General features: G+C 35.7%; 18 protein-coding genes. 12 read left to right on the forward strand and 6 right to left on the reverse strand.

All coding sequences use genetic code 11. The features are described from left to right. Positions 1–217 precede the first annotated feature (217 nt). Positions 218–1,123, forward strand: a complete 906-nt coding sequence (locus ATE49_RS06545; RefSeq protein ID WP_059155665.1) for a magnesium transporter CorA family protein — start codon at positions 218–220, stop codon at positions 1,121–1,123. Between the two features lie 190 nt (positions 1,124–1,313). Here the strand turns inward: ATE49_RS06545 and ATE49_RS06550 are convergent, their stop codons facing one another. Then, positions 1,314–2,435 (reverse strand): DNA polymerase III subunit, encoded by a 1,122-nt coding sequence (locus tag ATE49_RS06550; protein ID WP_065081513.1) that lies wholly within the window; start codon positions 2,433–2,435, stop codon positions 1,314–1,316. A 217-nt stretch (positions 2,436–2,652) separates the two neighbouring features. Between ATE49_RS06550 and ATE49_RS06555 the strand changes: the two genes are divergently transcribed. Genes ATE49_RS06555 through ATE49_RS06565 form a run of 3 tightly spaced genes read left to right on the forward strand, consistent with a single transcriptional unit; the run spans position 2,653 to position 5,563 of the window. Further along, the gene (locus ATE49_RS06555; protein WP_065081514.1) at positions 2,653–3,924 is read left to right on the forward strand and encodes a hypothetical protein; all 1,272 of its coding nucleotides are present in this window, start codon (positions 2,653–2,655) and stop codon (positions 3,922–3,924) included. A gap of 1 nt (position 3,925) precedes the next feature. Further along, positions 3,926–4,516 carry an LPS export ABC transporter periplasmic protein LptC gene (gene lptC, locus ATE49_RS06560; protein WP_065081604.1) on the forward strand — a complete coding sequence of 197 codons (591 nt, stop codon included), beginning with the start codon at positions 3,926–3,928 and terminating at the stop codon, positions 4,514–4,516. Beyond that, positions 4,517–5,563: an anhydro-N-acetylmuramic acid kinase gene (locus ATE49_RS06565; RefSeq protein WP_065081515.1), complete on the forward strand. Its 1,047-nt coding sequence runs from the start codon at positions 4,517–4,519 to the stop codon at positions 5,561–5,563. Positions 5,564–5,709: 146 nt separating this feature from the next. On the opposite strand, the gene ATE49_RS06570 is transcribed toward ATE49_RS06565, so the two are convergent. Further along, a complete protein-coding gene (locus ATE49_RS06570; RefSeq protein WP_059155829.1) occupies positions 5,710–6,096 on the reverse strand; it encodes an SRPBCC family protein in 387 nt (128 codons plus the stop codon). A 39-nt stretch (positions 6,097–6,135) separates the two neighbouring features. Here ATE49_RS06570 and ATE49_RS06575 point away from each other — a divergent pair, with 39 nt between their 5' ends. Then, the gene (locus ATE49_RS06575) at positions 6,136–6,741 is read left to right on the forward strand and encodes an NUDIX hydrolase (protein WP_065081516.1); all 606 of its coding nucleotides are present in this window, start codon (positions 6,136–6,138) and stop codon (positions 6,739–6,741) included. Positions 6,742–6,805: 64 nt separating this feature from the next. Here ATE49_RS06575 and ATE49_RS06580 read toward each other — a convergent pair whose 3' ends face one another. Together ATE49_RS06580 and ATE49_RS06585 are read right to left on the reverse strand one after the other, a co-directional pair. Further along, a complete protein-coding gene (locus ATE49_RS06580) occupies positions 6,806–8,077 on the reverse strand; it encodes a UDP-N-acetylmuramoyl-tripeptide--D-alanyl-D-alanine ligase (protein WP_065081517.1) in 1,272 nt (423 codons plus the stop codon). Between the two features lie 67 nt (positions 8,078–8,144). Then, entirely contained in the window at positions 8,145–8,687 is a 543-nt protein-coding gene (locus ATE49_RS06585; protein WP_065081518.1) for an NAD(P)H-dependent oxidoreductase, read from the reverse strand. Positions 8,688–8,782: 95 nt separating this feature from the next. Between ATE49_RS06585 and ATE49_RS06590 the strand changes: the two genes are divergently transcribed. Next, complete coding sequence (locus tag ATE49_RS06590; protein WP_065081519.1) at positions 8,783–9,157, forward strand: winged helix-turn-helix transcriptional regulator; 375 nt, start codon at positions 8,783–8,785, stop codon at positions 9,155–9,157. Positions 9,158–9,234: 77 nt separating this feature from the next. Next, positions 9,235–11,544 (forward strand): FUSC family protein, encoded by a 2,310-nt coding sequence (locus ATE49_RS06595; protein ID WP_065081520.1) that lies wholly within the window; start codon positions 9,235–9,237, stop codon positions 11,542–11,544. Here the strand turns inward: ATE49_RS06595 and ATE49_RS06600 are convergent. Further along, positions 11,481–12,098 (reverse strand): 4'-phosphopantetheinyl transferase family protein, encoded by a 618-nt coding sequence (locus ATE49_RS06600; protein WP_065081521.1) that lies wholly within the window; start codon positions 12,096–12,098, stop codon positions 11,481–11,483. The genes ATE49_RS06595 and ATE49_RS06600 overlap by 64 nt on opposite strands. 56 nt (positions 12,099–12,154) lie before the next feature. Here ATE49_RS06600 and ahcY point away from each other — a divergent pair, with 56 nt between their 5' ends. The 4 genes from ahcY (at position 12,155) to ATE49_RS06620 (ending at position 16,109) form a co-directional block, all read left to right on the forward strand. Beyond that, complete coding sequence (gene ahcY / locus ATE49_RS06605) at positions 12,155–13,468, forward strand: adenosylhomocysteinase (RefSeq protein WP_009084409.1); 1,314 nt, start codon at positions 12,155–12,157, stop codon at positions 13,466–13,468. A 124-nt stretch (positions 13,469–13,592) separates the two neighbouring features. Further along, positions 13,593–14,174 carry a TMEM175 family protein gene (locus tag ATE49_RS06610; RefSeq protein WP_059155655.1) on the forward strand — a complete coding sequence of 194 codons (582 nt, stop codon included), beginning with the start codon at positions 13,593–13,595 and terminating at the stop codon, positions 14,172–14,174. A gap of 59 nt (positions 14,175–14,233) precedes the next feature. Continuing rightward, entirely contained in the window at positions 14,234–15,568 is a 1,335-nt protein-coding gene (locus tag ATE49_RS06615) for a retropepsin-like aspartic protease (RefSeq protein WP_065081522.1), read from the forward strand. A gap of 4 nt (positions 15,569–15,572) precedes the next feature. Beyond that, a complete protein-coding gene (locus tag ATE49_RS06620; protein ID WP_059155653.1) occupies positions 15,573–16,109 on the forward strand; it encodes a hypothetical protein in 537 nt (178 codons plus the stop codon). A gap of 316 nt (positions 16,110–16,425) precedes the next feature. Here ATE49_RS06620 and ATE49_RS06625 read toward each other — a convergent pair whose 3' ends face one another. After that, on the reverse strand, positions 16,426–17,457 hold the full coding sequence (locus ATE49_RS06625; protein ID WP_065081523.1) for a L,D-transpeptidase: 1,032 nt from the start codon (positions 17,455–17,457) through the stop codon (positions 16,426–16,428). Between the two features lie 216 nt (positions 17,458–17,673). Between ATE49_RS06625 and ATE49_RS06630 the strand changes: the two genes are divergently transcribed. After that, positions 17,674–18,249, forward strand: a complete 576-nt coding sequence (locus tag ATE49_RS06630) for a Crp/Fnr family transcriptional regulator (RefSeq protein ID WP_065081524.1) — start codon at positions 17,674–17,676, stop codon at positions 18,247–18,249. Positions 18,250–18,283: the final 34 nt, after the last annotated feature.

An 18,283-nucleotide genomic window follows, 5' to 3' on the forward strand; every position in this document is an offset into this window, starting at 1 on the left:
CTTTTTTTATTTATAGGGTCTTATACAATTTTGGAACAAACATTATGGCCCTAAAAATTGCATTCATTTAAAAAGTTCGGCAAAAATAGCACTTTATTCTTTACATAGTAATATTTAGTTTTAAATATCTGTGGACATGTTGGTTATGAAGGTAAATTTGACTCACAAAATAGCTGATAGTAATACATCGAAAGAAATTTTATATTACATTTGTCTCATGCCTATCAAAACTTTATTTCACAATCATAACTGCGAATGGATAGATGTAGAATCGCCTACAGAGGAAGATTTAAACTTTCTGCAAAACAGATATGAAATTAATAAACTCTTACTTCAGGATACAGTAGATCCGAATCACCTTCCAAAATATGAGGAGGCAGATCATGTTAAATTCTTTCTGACAAGGGAGAATACAGAACTGGAGCGGATAAATCTAAATTCCATTAGTGATGTAAGCACCAAACTGGGCATATTTATTATAGGCCAGACCATTATTACTGTTCACAGACTTAGTACCAGCAGTGTAATAAAAACTAAAAATGAACTGGACAGCAGTAAAACTCCGGATTTGATTACTGTGGAAAGAATTGCACTAAGATTGGCACACAAGGTTATTAAAACTTTTGATGCAGAAAGTGAAAACCTTCTGGAGCTTCTTGATAAAATTGAGTCTGAAATATTTTTGAAGAAAACATCTCATACCAATCAGATTAAGCGTCTGTATAAACTAAAACGTAAAACAGGACTGAATCTCCGTATTCTGAATATTTCGTCTGACTGGGTTCAGAATTTCAATAAACTTCCGCTGGAACATGTAGAAGTAATGGACCTTGTAGACAAACAGAAAGATGCTATTGCCGATTTTGAACATCTGAACCAGCAGGTAACTAACCTTATCGGTATGTTCCTGGCGATCAGTGATCAGAAAAACAATGAAGCGATGAAGATCCTTTCCATGTACTCTATCTACTTTCTACCCATTACTTTTATTGCCGGAGTATACGGAATGAACTTCGATGTTATGCCGGAACTTCACCATAAAAGTGGTTACTACGTAACTTTAGGTGTTATGGCACTGGTTGTTATTATTACCTTTATTTATATGAGAAGAAAAAGGATGTAATACATTTGTATTTCTTAGAGCCTGTTTAAATTTTAATTCAAAATAATATTAGACTTCGTCAGGCTTACTATAAATTCAGCTCGGTAAGACATTATAATAGTTCACCTCAGGTACTTTAGATTAATAATCTCAAGTACCTGAGGTATTTTCTATTTAAAACTTGAACAGGTTAATCAGCTTCATATAGCAGTTAACTTGCCGACCTATGGATATAACGGGTTAATTTGATTCCCATATCTGTCCATATAATCTTAGCATTTCCGTTTCGGTGCAGGTGAAGATTTGCTTCTGATAATTCTTCCAGAATAGATTCAATGTTAGCACCATGGATAAAGCGGGAAAAACCTTCCCATTTAAATCCATTTTTATTTAATGATTTGTATACCAGATCGTCTGCAGCATAATTGTGTAATAATGCCAAGCGGAATATTTCTGCACAATAGTCCAGGAATTTTTTCTGTTTCTCTCTGCTCCATGAAGAAATTTCACGAGCCCATAAGATAAGATCTTTTATAACGCCTGGTTTTGTTTTAGCCTGAAATGCATTTCGAACCCACTGGATAAAAAGGGCCTCAAATTCTTCATTTGCAGCATTATCAGACATTAATTTCATGGCGAGATTCCAATCTCCCTGTGCCTGAAAAGCCAAAGCTCTGGCATTATCCTCAGAAATATTAAATTGCTCTGTCAAAGCATTTTCTAAGTCGGCAGGCGGTAGTTTGGGAACATTGACCAGCTGGCAACGCGATAAGATTGTAGGTAAGACGAAATCTATACTTTCTGCCAGAAGCAAAATAATAGTTTTTTCAGGTGGTTCTTCCAGAAATTTCAGAAACTTATTGGCCGCCTGATCATTCATCTTTTCAATCTTGGTCATTACTAAGACTTTATAGCCACCTTCAAAACTTTTAAGCTTAAACTTGTCAATAATTTCTTCCACTTCATGAACTGAAATGATCATTTGCTTTTTTTCAGAATCCAGACGCATAATCCAGTCATCGTCACTGGAATAAGGATTTTCCAAAATCATGTTTCTCCATTCCTGCAGAAAATTCTTGCTTAGAGCTTTTCCTCCTTCTGTATAACTTGGGAAACTAAAATGAAGATCGATATGGTTAAGGTTTTCTACCTTGTGTCCGGCAGATGAATTTTCTTTGCCAAGAATCTCTTTTACATAAGCTAAAACCAGTGGTAATCCTCCGTATCCTTCTTTCCCGACAAATAATTGGGCGTGACTGATACGGCCTTCTGTTACCGAATCCTGAAGCATTTTCTTTATGGCATTCTGCCCGACAATTTCATTCCAGTGCATAGCACAAAGATAAGCACCGTAATAACAAAACACAAACCTAAATGAAAGGCAAAAGCAACAAATGAAGTATCAAATTATACTGCTAAAGCAATAAATTGTAGTAGAAACTGGCATAAGCCTTTAGCTTTTTCACATTATTTAACTTATTTTAAGGGGTAAATAATTTTTAGCTTTCATTATTTATTATGATATTTGCGCTTTGTTAAGCAAATCGTACATGAACAAAATCTTTGTTTTCGCTTTAGTCGCATTAGGAACAACTCTTAGTGCTCAGTCTATCGGAAATTCTCCGTATGCAGTATTTGGGCTTGGAGATGTTAAATATAATAATGACCTCAATATATCTGCTATGGGTGGTATTTCTGCAGCATATATCTCAGATTTCACCAACTCATTTAACTTCGGCAACCCGGCAGCCAATTTCAATTTAGAGCTTACTTCTTTAAGAGGTCAGGTTACTAATGAGAACAGCTTCTATAAATCCGATTATAATAATTATAGTAAGACTAAACACTCTAACTATCTTTCTAATATATCGATAGCAGTTCCATTATCTTCTAAAGTTAAATTTGGTCTGGGCTACCAGCCATACAGCTCCAAAACCTACAATATCTTAACAACTAAAGATATAGGAAATGAAGGTAATCAGCAGGCTAATTTCTTTAAAGGTGAAGGAACAATCAGTACAGTAGAGGCGGCTTTATCTTATCAGGTTATACCTGGTTTAGGTTTAGGTTTAAGAACTAACTTCTATTTCGGTAAGGTATCCGATATCGAAGAAGTTACTTTTAAAAATGCCGAACTTATTAATGGTTATCAGACTACCAATAAAGTAAAAAGTTTCAACTTCACTTTAGGTGCCGCTTATCAGCATAAAACAAGTACTGATCATAAAATTACAGCCGGTGCGACTTATCAGTTCGGAAACGGAGGTACAATGGAATCTACATATACCAATAGTACATATTTCTACACTGGTGAAAACAGACAGAATGTAAATATTATAGACCAAAACGTAAGTAAGTCTAAAAACCTAATTCCTCAGATATTTACAGCTGGTATTGGTTATGGTAGAGACGCGAGATGGTTTGCTTCTGCTCAGGTAGATTACACAAAAGGAAGAACCATTAATTTCCTTGGAAATCCTTTCGAGTACAAAGATGGTTATAAAGTATCTGCCGGTGGATGGTTTATCCCGAACGCAAATGACTTCAGAAGTTATTTTTCTCGTGTGATTTACAGATATGGAGCGTTCTATGAAAAAGGAGGACTTAACATTAATGGTAAAGACATCAATGGTTACGGATTAAGTCTTGGTGCTAATTTCCCTATCAAACCTTCTATTAATTCATTCAGCAGTATAGATTTTGCTGTAGAATTAGGTAAGAGAGGAACTGTTCAAAATAATCTTGTACAGCAAGGATTTATCAACTTCAAAATTGGATTTAATTTTGCAGACCGTTGGTTCATTAAAAACTTATACAACTAAGATGAACATCTTACATAAGATATTTTTTAAAAATTTAGCCGGAGTATTTCCTTTGGCTATTTTTTTTCTGCTTGTATCTTGTGAGGAAGACCAGAGTAAAGCTGGTGGAAAAAAGAAAACAAATTTCCCGGCACAGGTCTTTTACAATGCCAAAATCATTCAACGTGATTCCGGGCGTATTTCTATGAGATTCAATGCGCCACTAATCGAAAAGTATGAATTTCTTGATACCCCTTATGTAGAAACCAGAAAAGGTCTTTACATAGAGTTTATAGATCATAAGAAACCAAAAACTCCTGGCAAACTATGGGCAAACTATGCCAAAATGATAGAAAAAAAGGATTTTTATTTTGCAAAAGGTGATGTGAAAATCATCAATCCGGAGGGACAGACTTTCAAAATGCAGAGTATCTATTGGGATAAGAAAAATAAAAAAATGTATACTAAAGATACAGTATTCATTACCGATAAAGACGGAAACATACTGATTGGTTCTCACGGTATGAAAGCTAAAGACGATTTTAGTCAATACAGCTTATACAGCAGCTTCGGAGAAGCAAACTCCGAAACGATGCCGGATATGAAAAAATAAATGAAGGATTACCACTGCATAGGTCTTATGTCCGGTACCAGTCTGGATGGACTGGACATCTGCTATGTTCGGTTTACTAAAAATCCGCAATGGGACTTCAAAATACTTAAAAGCTCTACATTACCCTACTCTTCTGTATGGAAAGAAAAGCTAAGGTCTGCTGTAAATTTATCATCAGAAGATCTTCTGGCACTGCATTCTGAATATGGCTTTTATTTAGCAGAATGTACACAAAACTTCGTTCAGGAAAATAAAATAGAGAAGCTTGATGTAATTGCTTCCCATGGGCATACTATTTTTCATCAACCACAAAGACATTTTACCCTTCAGATTGGCGATGCAAGGGCTATAAAACATATCACCAGTAAAACTACGGTATACGATTTTCGTTCTCAGGATGTTCTGATGGGCGGAAATGGCGCTCCATTAGTGCCGATTGGTGATCATTTATTATTTTCAGAGTATTCAGCCTGTCTAAATTTAGGTGGGTTCACCAATATCTCTTACGATGAAGCAGGTAAGAGAATAGCATTTGATATTTCTCCGCTTAATGCCGTTTTAAATACTTTGTGCAATAAACTGGGACAGGAATATGACCGAAACGGAGATATTGCCAGAAACACAGCTATTGATGAGGTTCTTCTCCAAAAGCTTAATGCCTTATCATTTTATAAACAGCCTGCACCAAAATCACTAGGCATAGAATGGGTAAATGCTGAAATTACACCTTTGCTGCAAAATGTCTCTGTTGAAACTGCTCTGGCTACATTAACCCATCATTCTGCGGAACAAGTAGCAGCTGTATTAAATCAGAAACAACTCAAAAATATTCTGGTTACCGGTGGTGGTGTTTACAATCGTTTCTTTATAGAGTCTTTACAAGCTTTAACTTCAACTCAATTAATCATTCCGAACCAACAGACCATAGAATTCAAAGAAGCGCTGATATTCGCTTTTATGGGGCTTTTAAGGATATTGGGTGAAAACAATGTCCTGGCATCTGCGACAGGAGCAGCAAAAGATCACAGCAGCGGAATTATTGCTTAGTACTTTCTTTTATTTTCAAATCAAGACATTGGGCTACAAATCCGAAACATCCTTCTTTTTTGGATTAAATAGCCTTGCCAAGGTATTAAATAAAAAAACCGAAAGAAACTTCTTCCGGTTTATACTTTCTGATAGAAAATTTATATTTATAAGCTTTCGATCTTGTCGGTTAATGAGTTGATGAAGTTTTGAAGTGGTTTTTCAACCATCATTTTAAGAAACGGATTGAATTTTCCTTCGAATAATAATTGTACCTCAGTCTGGGTATCATTTACCGGATTCATCACCCCTCTTAATGCAAAATCCAAAGAAGAACTTGCTGAAGCCAATACTACACCTTGGTCTGTAACCTCCTGAATCTTAAGACCAATCTTAGGAAGACCACTTAACTCAAAGTTAAAGCCACCTTCTTTTACTTCAAAAGTTTTAAGACTGTCTGGCATTAGCGCTTTATAGTCCTCCGGCTTTTGCAGCATTTCTTTTAATTCAGCAACCGATTTATTTACGACAACTTTTCTACCTTCTAAATTCATTATTTTTATATTTTTGTACTTAATTATAAACCCTAACAAATGTATAAAGTTTTTATCAATGAACGAAAATTATCCTTCACAAATGCTATTCAGCAAATTGATAAAAATTTAGAATTTGTGGATGTCAATACTTTTAGTATTGCTATAGACCTGTTAGAGAACACTTCAACTCCTTCTGTCAATATTTATGCTGAAAATGTAGAAGAGGTTTGGAATACTTTTTCTGCCACATTCAGAAACATCGAAGCTGCCGGTGGTGTTGTACTGAACACAAAAGATGAAGTTCTTTTTATCTACCGCATGTCCAGATGGGATCTTCCGAAAGGAAAAATGGAAAAAGGAGAATCTAAAGATTTAACAGCTTTGAGAGAGGTTGAAGAGGAATGTTCTATTACAGATCTTTCTCTGGAAAAATTCCTGAGTTCTACCTATCACATGTATACAGAAAGAGATGGCAGCAAGATTTTAAAGATCACACATTGGTACAAAATGCGTCACCAAGGCAATCAGCAGCCATTACCACAGGAAATAGAAGGCATTACCAAAGCGGAATGGAAACCACAAAGTGATATTAAAACAGAAGTTTTCCCAAATACATTTCAGAATATCCGTCTGATATTGGATGAAGCACTGGATTGGGAATAACAATAAGTAATAAATAAAGGGCAATGAATATTCATTGCCCTTTATTTATTATCTGTAATTTCTTTTATAAAAGCTCAATTAGTCTTTCCAAAGCTATCCCACGGGAACCTTTAAGCAATATGTTCTGAGTAAGAACAGGGTTTTGTTTCAGATAATCTCCGGTAAGAGCTGTAGTTTCAAAAGCCAGCTCGGAAGCATTAACTTCTTTAAACTTGGGACCTACAGTGATAATACTGTCAAAATTTAAGCTTTCCGCCAGGGCAAGAATTCTTTCGTGTTCTCCCCTGCTTTCATCGCCAAGCTCCAACATATCCCCTATAATAATAGTTTTGGTACCTTTATACTGACTGAAATTTCTGAGTGAAACTTCCATGCTGCTTGGATTAGCATTGTAAGTATCTAATACCAATGTTTTTCCTTCTCTTTCTACGATCTGGGAGCGCATATTCGTTGGTGCATAAGTCTCTATAGCTGTTTTCACTGCTGTGTCTTCTACTCCGAAATATTTGCCCAAAGAAATTGCCGCACAGATATTATTGAAATTATACTCTCCTGTTAATTGAGAAAGTGCTTTCTGGTTATTAAATAAAATACCAATCCTGTTGTTTTCTGTAAACATCTGAAACTGGTAATCGGAAACATCAATGCCAAAAGTTATTTTTTTACTGTAAGCAGCTGTCTTTTCTTCCTGTATAGCATCTGCCTGATTAACCAGAATAGTTTTATCATTGGCTTTTAGGTAATCGTATAACTCCGATTTACCTTTAATTACGCCTTCAAAACCTCCGAAACCTTCTAAATGTGCTTTACCAAAGTTGGTGATATAGCCATAATCCGGTTGAGCAATACTGCAAAGTAGCTCAATTTCTTTTTGATGGTTGGCTCCCATTTCCACTACAGCCATTTCATGTACTGGCTGAATAGATAAAAGTGTTAAAGGAACTCCAATATGATTATTCAGGTTTCCCTGTGTATACTGAACATTATATTTCTGAACTAAAACAGCATGAATAAGCTCTTTAGTTGTTGTTTTACCATTACTTCCCGTTAAACCTATAATTGGAATATTTAGATTTTTACGGTGTTCTTTTGCCAGATCCTGTAAGGTCTGAAGTGTAGACGGAAAGCTGAAAATATTATTTTCCGGATTATTAAAATCAGGATTTTCAATTACTACAGCTATAGCGCCTTTATTTATAGCCTTTTCAGCTTGTGTTGCCGCATCAAAACTTTCACCCGAAAAAGCAAAAAACAAATCTCCTTTTTCAATTTTTCTGGAATCTATTACAACCTTATTACAAGTTTTGTAAATAGCGTATAACTGTTCAGTATTCATGGGCTCAAAATTATAAAAAAGAAATAAAATATTGGGCAATCAAAGCAAAAGTATTGTTTGTATAAGCCTACATTTTTTCTAAAAATTCAATATAAGTCGGAATGCTTTTTTCAATCCATTCCGGTGATGCATTCCGCTCAATCCCATAATATGCATATAATGGTTTATAATCAGCTTTAATATATTTAAAAGTAAGTTCAAATGGTGTTGTCAGTTCTTTAAGTGTATAACTGTAAATACCCGCTTTAGAATATTCTTCTTCATCAATTCCTACGCTGATTGCCAAGGCAACCTTCTTCTCTGCAAATTTATACCCGCTTTTACTGCCATAAGCCCAACCGTATACCAATACATCGTCTAACCATTTCTTCAATAAAGGCGGAGCACTAAACCAATAAAACGGAAATTGAAAAACAATTTTATCATAGTCTTCTATAAGCATCTGTTCCCTTTCAATGTTTAACTTCTCATCCGGATAAGCTTTATATAAATCATGAATATCGTATTGATCAGGGTATTTTTGCAGCTCTTCTATCCATCGTTTATTAATTACTGATTTTTCGATATCAGGATGAACCAGAATCACTAATGTCTTTTCTTCTTTTTTCATATTAAAACTAGAATTATATTGAACAAAAGTATTTACAAAACCCTTAATTCACTATATTGTACACCCATTGTAAGGTCCTATAAAAAATGTAAGTGATGACAAAAATTAAAGACACTTCAACAAATTTTGCCAATAAAAAAGCCCTGGCTGAAGAATGTCAGGAAGTATATGCAGTTAATATTATTGGCGGACAGTGGACACTCGCCATTTGCTGTTACCTCATAAACGGAAAACTACGTTTTAGTGAGCTAAAACAATGCCTTCCCAATATTACAGAAAGAATGCTAGCACTGGAATTGAAAAAGCTGGTTAAGCATAAAATAATTCAAAAGTTTGTATATGCTGAAGTGCCTGCACGGGTAGAATATGAAATGACTCCTATAGGCTATAAGCTTCATAATATTATAAAAGAATTAGGCACATGGGGTAATGAACATCAAGAATTAACAGGAAGCAATAAATTTAATTGAAGATGATTTAACAAAAAAATCATATTACCCCGTCATAATCGCTTTCATTCTTATACCAGCTTTGCTAAATTTGCAAAATGAACCGAATCGCCGAATTGAAAAAATTCATGACCAGCCAGTATATCTATTATGGCATCAGAATGACCTTTGCAGTAGTAGTTCCCTGCATTATTATGGCCTACTATGGTATTCTGGCTGAATACTTTGCTTTCCCGCTTGGTACCATGCTGATGACAAATATGGATCAACCCGGCCCTTTTGTAAGACGCCGGAATACTTTTATTATCGGGATTGTATGTTTTTTCATCGTATCACTGGCTATTGGGCTTACCTACCAATACCCCGTTATTGTTGCCGGAGAAATTATCCTCTTTGGGATGTTCTTCTCCCTTATCGGTATTTATGGTACCCGGCTTTCCGCAATGGGATCATTAACCCTTGTGGTATTTGCAATTCTTATCGATGGGCATTTTGGCGGTGGAAAAGTTATTCAGACATCGGTTACACTAACTTTGGGAGGCTTATGGGCTTTTCTTCTGTTTTTTATACTATCTAAGATTCAGCCTTATATACTTGTAAAGCAAATCCTGGGAGAAAACTTTATAGAACTGGGGAATTTTATCCGGATAAAATCTAAATTTTACCGAACAAAGCCTGATTTTGATGCACTTTTTCATGAAATGATGTCTTCACAGATCAAATTGAAAGAACATCATGAGGATCTGCGTGAAATACTGTTTACTACCCGGACATATGTTAACGAATCCACGACTACCAGCCGTATCATCATGCTGATGTTTCTGGAGAGTATAGATCTTTTTGAGCAGATACTTACTTCTCAGCAGGATTATAAAACCATGCATGAAAAGTTTGACGATAAAAATATTCTCCCTTCTATTCATCGCTATATTGAAATTATTTCATCTGAACTTATCAATATTGGTATAGCAGTACAGGCTAATCAGAAAGCTTTTCCTATTGCCAATCTCGACAAGGAGCTTATGAAATGTTATCAGCTGTATTATGATCTTCGTAATACAGAAATGAATCATGAGAACTTTCAGGACTTTATGATGCTTCGTCAGATTCTGATGAACCTTAGTGAAATTACCAAAAAGGTGAAAACTGTATACCGTGCATCGGGCTATGACGAGAAGCTGGCAAAGAGTTTATCTTTTGGTCTGGACTTTGAAAAATTTGCACCTAAGACTGAAAAGATCAATCTGAAGCTGCTGAAATTTAACTTGTCTTTAAAATCAGCCCACTTCAGACACGCCTTGCGTATAACCATTGCATTGCTCATCGGTTATATTGTTTCGTTGGTAACATTCGTACAAATCGGGCATTCCTATTGGATTCTAATCACAATACTGGCAATACAAAAACCTGCATTCAGCATTACTAAATCCCGAAATTTGCTAAGGCTTGGCGGAACACTGGCTGGTGCTACGCTCAGTTTTGCTATTTTATACTATATCAGTAATACAACTGTACTCTTTATTATCCTTTTGGTTAGTATGGTATTGTGCTATACTTTCCTTAAGCATAAATACATGACTGCTATTTTCTTTATGACAATCTATGTATTTATGTCCTTTAATTTCCTTTCACCAGGAAACTTTCAGATAATCTTTGCAGACCGTATTATCGATACGCTTATTGGTGGGGCTATCAGCTTTTTGGTTTCTTATTTTGTATTTCCGGTATGGGAAAGAACACAGAATAAATCCTATGTTATCGACGCTATTAATGGCAACAAAGCTTACTTTAAAATTGTCTGTGAAATGATTACTGAGAAAAATGTTAATATTACTCAGGATTTCAAGGAAACCAGAAAAGATGCAATCATTGCATTGGCCAATCTTTCAGATAACTTCCAGAGAATGCTGTCTGATCCTAAATTCCAGCAGCATTTAAGAATAAAACGCATTCACCAGTTTGTCAATACCAGCCATCTTCTCACAGCATATATTGCTTCGCTTTCTATGTATGCTCAGAAAAACGATACTTTCTCTGAAGTGGATCTGAAAAACTGGAGGAAGAAGATTATGCTGGAATTCACCAAAATGCAGCTTCTGTTAAATGTAGAAGGTATTACTGAAGATAGTCTGAAAGAATTCGAAGATTATCAGGAGCCTTCCGACAAAATAGAAACCTTACTGGAAAAACGCCGTCGTGAGATTATGGAAAAAGAAGTTCCTTTTATTTCCAATCCGGAAAAAATAAGCAGATTAACAGAGCTAAAAAGCATGAACGAGCTTCTAGCTCTTATCAATAACGTAACGGAAGAACAGGTAAAAGTGATTGAAAGATTCCTTCGGAATCAGGATTCCACAACTATGGAGAAAAAGAAATCATCAAATCTCTTCAGTTGGGCCCAAAAGTAATCGGAGAAAGTATCATCATACACCTTACACTTTACATTATCCAGATAGTGTAACTGAAAAGCTTCAACTTCATAATTCTTTTTCAGGGACCAGAATTTGGAGTGATGCAACTTGTAAAGAGATTCTTTTACACACCAAATGGCAGTGAGATATTCTTTTTCCTCTTCAGGTACTATAAAAGAAGATTCGTTAAGGGTAAATTTGTGCTTTATTTTCACAATTTTATCCTTTACCATTTCCAGATCTATTCCTACTTTTTTATCTGAAATAGCAATAGCTGCTAGAGGGAAAGAATGACTTATTGATATTTCTTTATCAGCAGGCATCAGATAAGGTTCTCCATTCTCTTTATACAGTATTTTATGCTCTGGTAAAAGCTGCTTCAGCATTTTGCGGACCATCAGCACTTCTGCTATTTTTTTAGGATGATAATGGGTAACTTTCTCATAATTTTCGGGCTCCAGAAGTTCCTGTGGGTTCAGTTCTTCACTCTCATCATACTTCCATACCCATACAACGGCTTTATTATCGGAGAAATTCTGGTACAACGGCATATTTTGCTAATAGGATTATAGATTGTAAATTTGCAAAAATATATTAATTCAAATTAATGGAAACTAAAACACAATACGTTCCTTACAAAGTTAAGGATATTTCTCTTGCTGAATGGGGAAGAAAAGAGATAGAACTAGCTGAGGCAGAGATGCCAGGTCTTATGGCTATCCGTGAAGAATATGGTCCACAGCAGCCTTTAAAAGGTGCTCGTATCGCAGGATGTCTTCACATGACGATCCAGACAGCTGTTCTTATCGAGACTTTAGTTGCTCTTGGAGCTGACGTTACATGGTCTTCTTGTAATATCTTCTCTACTCAGGATCATGCTGCTGCTGCTATTGCTGCTGCCGGTATCCCTGTATATGCATGGAAAGGTATGAACGAAGAGGAATTCGACTGGTGTATCGAACAGACTCTTTTCTTCGGAGAAGACAGACAGCCACTAAACATGATCCTTGATGATGGTGGTGACCTTACCAATATGGTTTTCGACAAATACCCTGAATTAACAAAAGACATCAAAGGACTTTCTGAAGAAACAACTACAGGAGTTCACAGATTATACGAAAGAATGCAGAATGGTACATTAGTAATGCCTGCAATCAACGTAAATGATTCAGTTACCAAATCTAAATTCGATAACAAATACGGATGTCGTGAATCTGCAGTAGATGCTATCAGAAGAGCAACAGACGTTATGCTTGCTGGTAAGCGTGTTGTAGTTTGTGGTTTTGGAGATGTAGGTAAAGGTACTGCAGCTTCTTTCAGAGGTGCAGGTTCTATCGTTACTGTAACTGAAATTGATCCAATCTGTGCATTACAGGCTGCAATGGAAGGTTACGAAGTAAAACAACTGGATACAGTTGTAGACAATGCTGATATCATTATTACAACTACTGGTAACTTCGGTATTGTAAGAGGTGAGCATTTCGAAAAAATGAAAGATAAAACTATCGTATGTAACATCGGTCACTTCGATAACGAAATCGATATGGCATGGTTAAACAAAAACCACGGTGCTACTAAAGTAGAGATCAAACCTCAGGTTGATAAATACAACGTTAATGGCAATGATATCATTATCCTTGCTGAAGGACGTTTGGTAAACCTTGGTTGTGCTACTGGCCACCCTTCATTTGTAATGTCTAACTCTTTCTCTAACCAGACATTAGCTCAGATTGAACTTTGGGTACATTCTGACAAATATGAAAACAAAGTATATACTTTACCTAAGCACTTAGATGAAAAGGTAGCTGCACTTCACCTTAAAAAATTAGGTGTAGAGCTTGAAACACTTTCTGAAGAGCAGGCTAAATATATCGGTGTAACTGTAGATGGACCTTTCAAACCAGATTACTACAGATACTAAGATATAGTATACTAAAACTTATAAAAAAACTCCCGGAATATTCCGGGAGTTTTTTATTTTTATTATCCTGTTCAGAAGGAATGCTGTAATACAATTATAAATATATAAAACTATAATCAGGATTATGAAAACATCGCGTTTAGAAGCGTTTAGTGACGGCGTTATTGCCATTATTATAACGATTATGGTTCTGGAGCTAAAAGTTCCTGACACCACTAGCTGGTCTGCTTTATACAGTTTACTGCCTAAATTTATCTGTTATATCCTCAGCTTTATCTATGTTGGTATCTACTGGAACAATCACCACCATATGTTGCATTATTGTACCTGTACTAATGGCAGAATTATGTGGAGTAATCTGTTTTTTCTATTTTGGCTATCCCTTATGCCATTTGCTACTGCCTGGATGGGAGAACACCACTTTGATAAAAACACAACCATTACCTACGGCATCCTCCTGATACTTGTCGCTATAGGCTATACGATACTTTCCTATCAAATACTGAAACAGGAAGGAAAAGACTCTCCATATGCAAAAGCTATTGGCAGCAGTTATAAAGAAAAAGCATCCATAATACTATATATTTTAGGAATTGCCAGTTCATTTTATCAGTCATATCTGGCACTTTTCTTTTATTATGTCGTTGCCATTATATGGATTATACCAGACCGCAGATTAGAGAAAAATGTAAATCATAAAGATTAGTCGGATAGCAGGAAAATGTTTTGTGTAAGCAAAGCATTTTTTTATTAACTTCACATAACATGAAACGCTTTGTTATTATTTTACTAATCTTTATAACTGCTTTTTCTAAAGGCCAGAATAAAATGGAATTTGGAAAAGCTACAAAAGCTGTTATACCGTTTCAGTTAATCAATAGTCTCATCTTTATCCCAGTACAGCTTAATGGTGTAAACCTAACTTTCCTGCTCGATTCGGGTGTCAGCAATACTATTATATTCAGTACTCAGGACAAGGATCTTAGTCTCAATGACGTTTCAAAAATGAAATTCACGGGATTAGGCGGTTCTGCAGAAATAGAAGGTGTTCTTTCCCAGAAAAACATTCTTAGCTTCGGAAAGGATCTCACAGACAAGGAGCATACAATATACCTGATACTGAACGAAGAATTCAACTTTTCTTCTCATATCGGTATTCCTGTCAATGGTATTATCGGATCAGAATTTTTTAAAGACTATCCTGTTAAAATTGATTATCTCAAAAAGAAAATTACTGTATTTTCCAATCAGAAGGATTTTGAAAAAGCAGCCAGGAAAGCATCTCCTTTCAATATCACTTTAGAAGGAGAAAAACCATATATTATGGCAGATATCCAGATGACTACAATACCCAAACCTTCTAAGCTTCTCATAGACCTGGGAAATGGCGATCCTGTATGGATATTCCCGAGCCTGATTAAAAATTTCGTTTACAACAGACCCAATATTGATGACTATCTGGGCAGAGGCTTTAATGGTGATATTTTTGGAAAAAGAAGCCGGATCAGAAAATTTTCCATAGGTGAATTCAGTTTTGATAAACCTTTAACTGCTATGCCCGATGAATTTTCAATTCAGCATCTGAAGCTTGTTCCGGACAGAAAAGGTTCAATAGGTGGGGAAATACTAAGACGGTTTACTGTTTTTTTCGATTATCCGAATTCTAAAATATACCTGAAGAAAAACAGAAATTATAACGACCCTTTTCATTTTAACATGAGTGGCCTGGATCTTCGTCATGATGGTATGATATGGGATAAAGATCTGGTTTCTATACCTACCACCAAAAGTAAAGACTCACCCAGAGAAGGAACGGAAATTAATCTAGGTGATAGTTTTCAGTATAGATTTGTACTCAAACCTTCTTATTCTATTGCGGGATGCAGAGAAGATTCCCCTGCTTATAAAGCCGGATTAAGAAAAAATGATAAATTAGTAACGGTAAATGGTAAACCTGCTGGCAGCTATACACTGGAACAGCTCAATGAATTATTCAAATCCGAAGAGTTTAAGGTTATTAAAATAACAGTTACCAGAAATAGTGAGACACTTAGTTTCAGTTTCGCACTGGAAGACCCTATACCATACCAGGAAAATTAAAATTATGGAAGAAGCCACACTCAATAGTATACGAAACAGACCCCGGTTCAAATTCAGTACAAAACTCTCTCCGGTTGAATACGAGCAGCACCTACTGGACATGATACGGGCAAATCCTCTTATTCACGGAAAAATAAACAGAGAGGTTGCCAGTATATGGGTGAATAATAACATCGATAACTACTGGAAGCCTTACCTAGCCATAAGAATAGAAAAAAGCAGTGAACAGGAAGACCATACCGAGATAAGAGGTATATTCGGTCCAAGTTCTGCTGTATGGACATTCTTTATGTTTTTATATTTTCTTTTCGGAATATTTTTCATGGTTTTCATTTCGTTATACTATGTTGAAATTCAGATTAAAACCGAAAATTATCCATGGGCTATTCATGCCAGTATAGCCTGTATTATATTGATTCTGTTGACCTGGCTGGCCTCACAGTTTGGTCAAAAACTAGCAAAAAAAGAAATGGAAATTCTGAGAAAGTTTGCTGAAGAAACTTCCGACAGTATAGAAGTTAAAAAAGAAGAATCTTTATAAAGTTAGAAGTACGAAGTTAGAAGTATGAAGCTGGAAACTCAGATACAATTATCTACTTTGATTGAACCACAAAAGAAACAAAAGCTTTACAAATGGTGATACCATATACCATCTTCCAAAATATTAAGGGCCAGTTTAAATTTTGATTAAAAAATATTAGACTTCGACAGGCTCAGCCTGACACTCCTAAAAGGAAGATATATTGGACGAATAATGTCACTCTGAGCCTGTCGAAGAGTATTAACAATAAAATTTAAACAGACCCTAACTATTCTATTGGACATAAAAAAACCGGAGATTACTCCGGTTTTTTCAATTATATTGTAGTTTTAGGCTTTGCAGTATCCTGCTGTTGCTTCGCCTGTTCTTTTTCTTTTTTAACTTCATCAAGAACTTTTACCCTGTTGTCCTGCTGTTTTTTAATTTCCGCAAGAAACGGTGTTACAATTTCGGTTAGCTGTTCTTCAGAAATATCATTCGCTTTAGGATCATCCATTAGCTTTTTCCAGGGCCTTCTTTGTCCCCATGGATAATCACCGTATACAATAACCGGATTTCCTTTTGCACGTACTGTTGCTCCGCCTTTATTCAGTACCCATTGATCGCCCCAGTCATACATCCATTTAGCATCTTCTTCCAAAAGTCTCAGACATGAATGCGATGCCGGATAGCCAGGCATTGAATACTGATGCCAGCCTATACCTTCCTGATTAGCTATATTAAAGTTCCATTTCAGCTTCCATTCATCACTTACAGTACTGATAACCTCTTTGCCTTTCCAGTTAGTAAAATGCAGTCCTCTTGTTGTTTGGTGAGCTTTGGATCCCATACTTGTAGGTCCCCACTTTACCAGTTTTCCGTTTTCATATAAAGCATAAGCCTGGATAGGATAAGAGAAAAAAGCAATTTTTGGTATTGAAGTCATGGCTTCAACATATTCCGGGAATGGTGAATAAGCTAGGAAATTAGACTCCAGCTTATTAGGTACAATCAATGTATCTGCCTGTCCCATATTCTTTCTGTCCAGACGGTTTAGCGCCAGGATATTGTGAAGTTCTTCTCCTTTATAAGTATTCAGAAAGACTTTTCTCAGCGAGTCATTTCCTTTCATAGGCCATGCGCTATAATCAGAATTACTTTTAATGCTAACTGTAGGTCTTTCAACTTTTACAATTGTGTCTTTTTTCGGAACCTCAACAGAATCTTTTTCCTGTTTAGGATCATCTACTACAGTAGATGTAGTGTCGGTGTGATCGGGTGTAGATGATACTGTTTCATTTTGCTTTTTACACTGCAATACGATAGCACTTATCATCACTAAACCAGCAAGTTTAAAACTTTTTTTCATAAACTGATAGTTGTTAAAGTTTTGTTAAAACAATAATGATACCAAGATTTAAAAATTACGAAAAAATAAAATATTAATTCCCGATAAAGTGATAAAAAAATATAAAATTTATATTATAACCCGACAAAAATCATTTAACAATCAAATTCAGATATCCTTGCTTTTTAGTATCTTAGTTTCATTAATAAGAATTTTCATTTATAATATATCCGGAAAATGTTTCAAATCTTCAGAGCCCATGTGGACAAATTTATTGAAATAGATGATCAGGAATTTAAAAAAATTTCTTCCTTTTTCCGGGTTAAAAGATTCCGAAAAAAGGAAGACCTGATGACTGCAGGTGAAATTTGCAGGTATCATTTTTTTGTTCTGAAAGGATGTCTCAGAAAATTTTATATTACCTCGAAAGGTTCTGAACAGACTACAGAATTTGCTATTGAAAACTGGTGGCTTACCGATAATATGGTTTATGAACACCAACTAAGAACGGACTTCAGCATTCAGGCTGTTGAAAATTCAGAGGTTTTGGTCATAGAACATCAGGATCAGGAACGTCTGTTGAAAGAGTATCCTGTAATGGAGCGTTATTTCAGATATGTTTATCAGCGTTCCTATGCAGCAGCACAAATGCGGGTAAGATACATCTACACATTTTCCAAAGAGGAAATGTATCTTCACTTTCTGGAACAACAACCTCAGTTTGTACAGCGGATACCACAATATCTGATTGCTTCTTTTCTGGGGCTTACACCTGAATACTTAAGCGAAATAAGGGCTAAAAAGATTTCTTAAACCAGCTTAAGATTTTTCAGATGCAGATTTTTCA

Source organism: Elizabethkingia miricola, from assembly GCF_001675285.1.
In the GTDB taxonomy this organism is placed as follows: domain Bacteria; phylum Bacteroidota; class Bacteroidia; order Flavobacteriales; family Weeksellaceae; genus Elizabethkingia; species Elizabethkingia miricola.

Coding starts and splice junctions, on each gene's coding strand:
- ATE49_RS06575 (WP_065081516.1), top strand. CDS start 6,136: ATGTATAAAGTTTTTATCAATGAACGAAAATTATCCTTCACAAATGCT.
- lptC (WP_065081604.1), top strand. CDS start 3,926: ATGAACATCTTACATAAGATATTTTTTAAAAATTTAGCCGGAGTATTT.
- ATE49_RS06590 (WP_065081519.1), top strand. CDS start 8,783: ATGACAAAAATTAAAGACACTTCAACAAATTTTGCCAATAAAAAAGCC.
- ATE49_RS06610 (WP_059155655.1), top strand. CDS start 13,593: ATGAAAACATCGCGTTTAGAAGCGTTTAGTGACGGCGTTATTGCCATT.
- ATE49_RS06620 (WP_059155653.1), top strand. CDS start 15,573: ATGGAAGAAGCCACACTCAATAGTATACGAAACAGACCCCGGTTCAAA.
- ATE49_RS06625 (WP_065081523.1), bottom strand. CDS start 17,457: ATGAAAAAAAGTTTTAAACTTGCTGGTTTAGTGATGATAAGTGCTATC.
- ATE49_RS06565 (WP_065081515.1), top strand. CDS start 4,517: ATGAAGGATTACCACTGCATAGGTCTTATGTCCGGTACCAGTCTGGAT.
- ATE49_RS06600 (WP_065081521.1), bottom strand. CDS start 12,098: ATGCCGTTGTACCAGAATTTCTCCGATAATAAAGCCGTTGTATGGGTA.
- ATE49_RS06570 (WP_059155829.1), bottom strand. CDS start 6,096: ATGAATTTAGAAGGTAGAAAAGTTGTCGTAAATAAATCGGTTGCTGAA.
- ATE49_RS06630 (WP_065081524.1), top strand. CDS start 17,674: ATGTTTCAAATCTTCAGAGCCCATGTGGACAAATTTATTGAAATAGAT.
- ATE49_RS06550 (WP_065081513.1), bottom strand. CDS start 2,435: ATGCACTGGAATGAAATTGTCGGGCAGAATGCCATAAAGAAAATGCTT.
- ATE49_RS06545 (WP_059155665.1), top strand. CDS start 218: ATGCCTATCAAAACTTTATTTCACAATCATAACTGCGAATGGATAGAT.
- ATE49_RS06580 (WP_065081517.1), bottom strand. CDS start 8,077: ATGAATACTGAACAGTTATACGCTATTTACAAAACTTGTAATAAGGTT.
- ATE49_RS06615 (WP_065081522.1), top strand. CDS start 14,234: ATGAAACGCTTTGTTATTATTTTACTAATCTTTATAACTGCTTTTTCT.
- ATE49_RS06585 (WP_065081518.1), bottom strand. CDS start 8,687: ATGAAAAAAGAAGAAAAGACATTAGTGATTCTGGTTCATCCTGATATC.
- ATE49_RS06555 (WP_065081514.1), top strand. CDS start 2,653: ATGAACAAAATCTTTGTTTTCGCTTTAGTCGCATTAGGAACAACTCTT.
- ATE49_RS06595 (WP_065081520.1), top strand. CDS start 9,235: ATGAACCGAATCGCCGAATTGAAAAAATTCATGACCAGCCAGTATATC.
- ahcY (WP_009084409.1), top strand. CDS start 12,155: ATGGAAACTAAAACACAATACGTTCCTTACAAAGTTAAGGATATTTCT.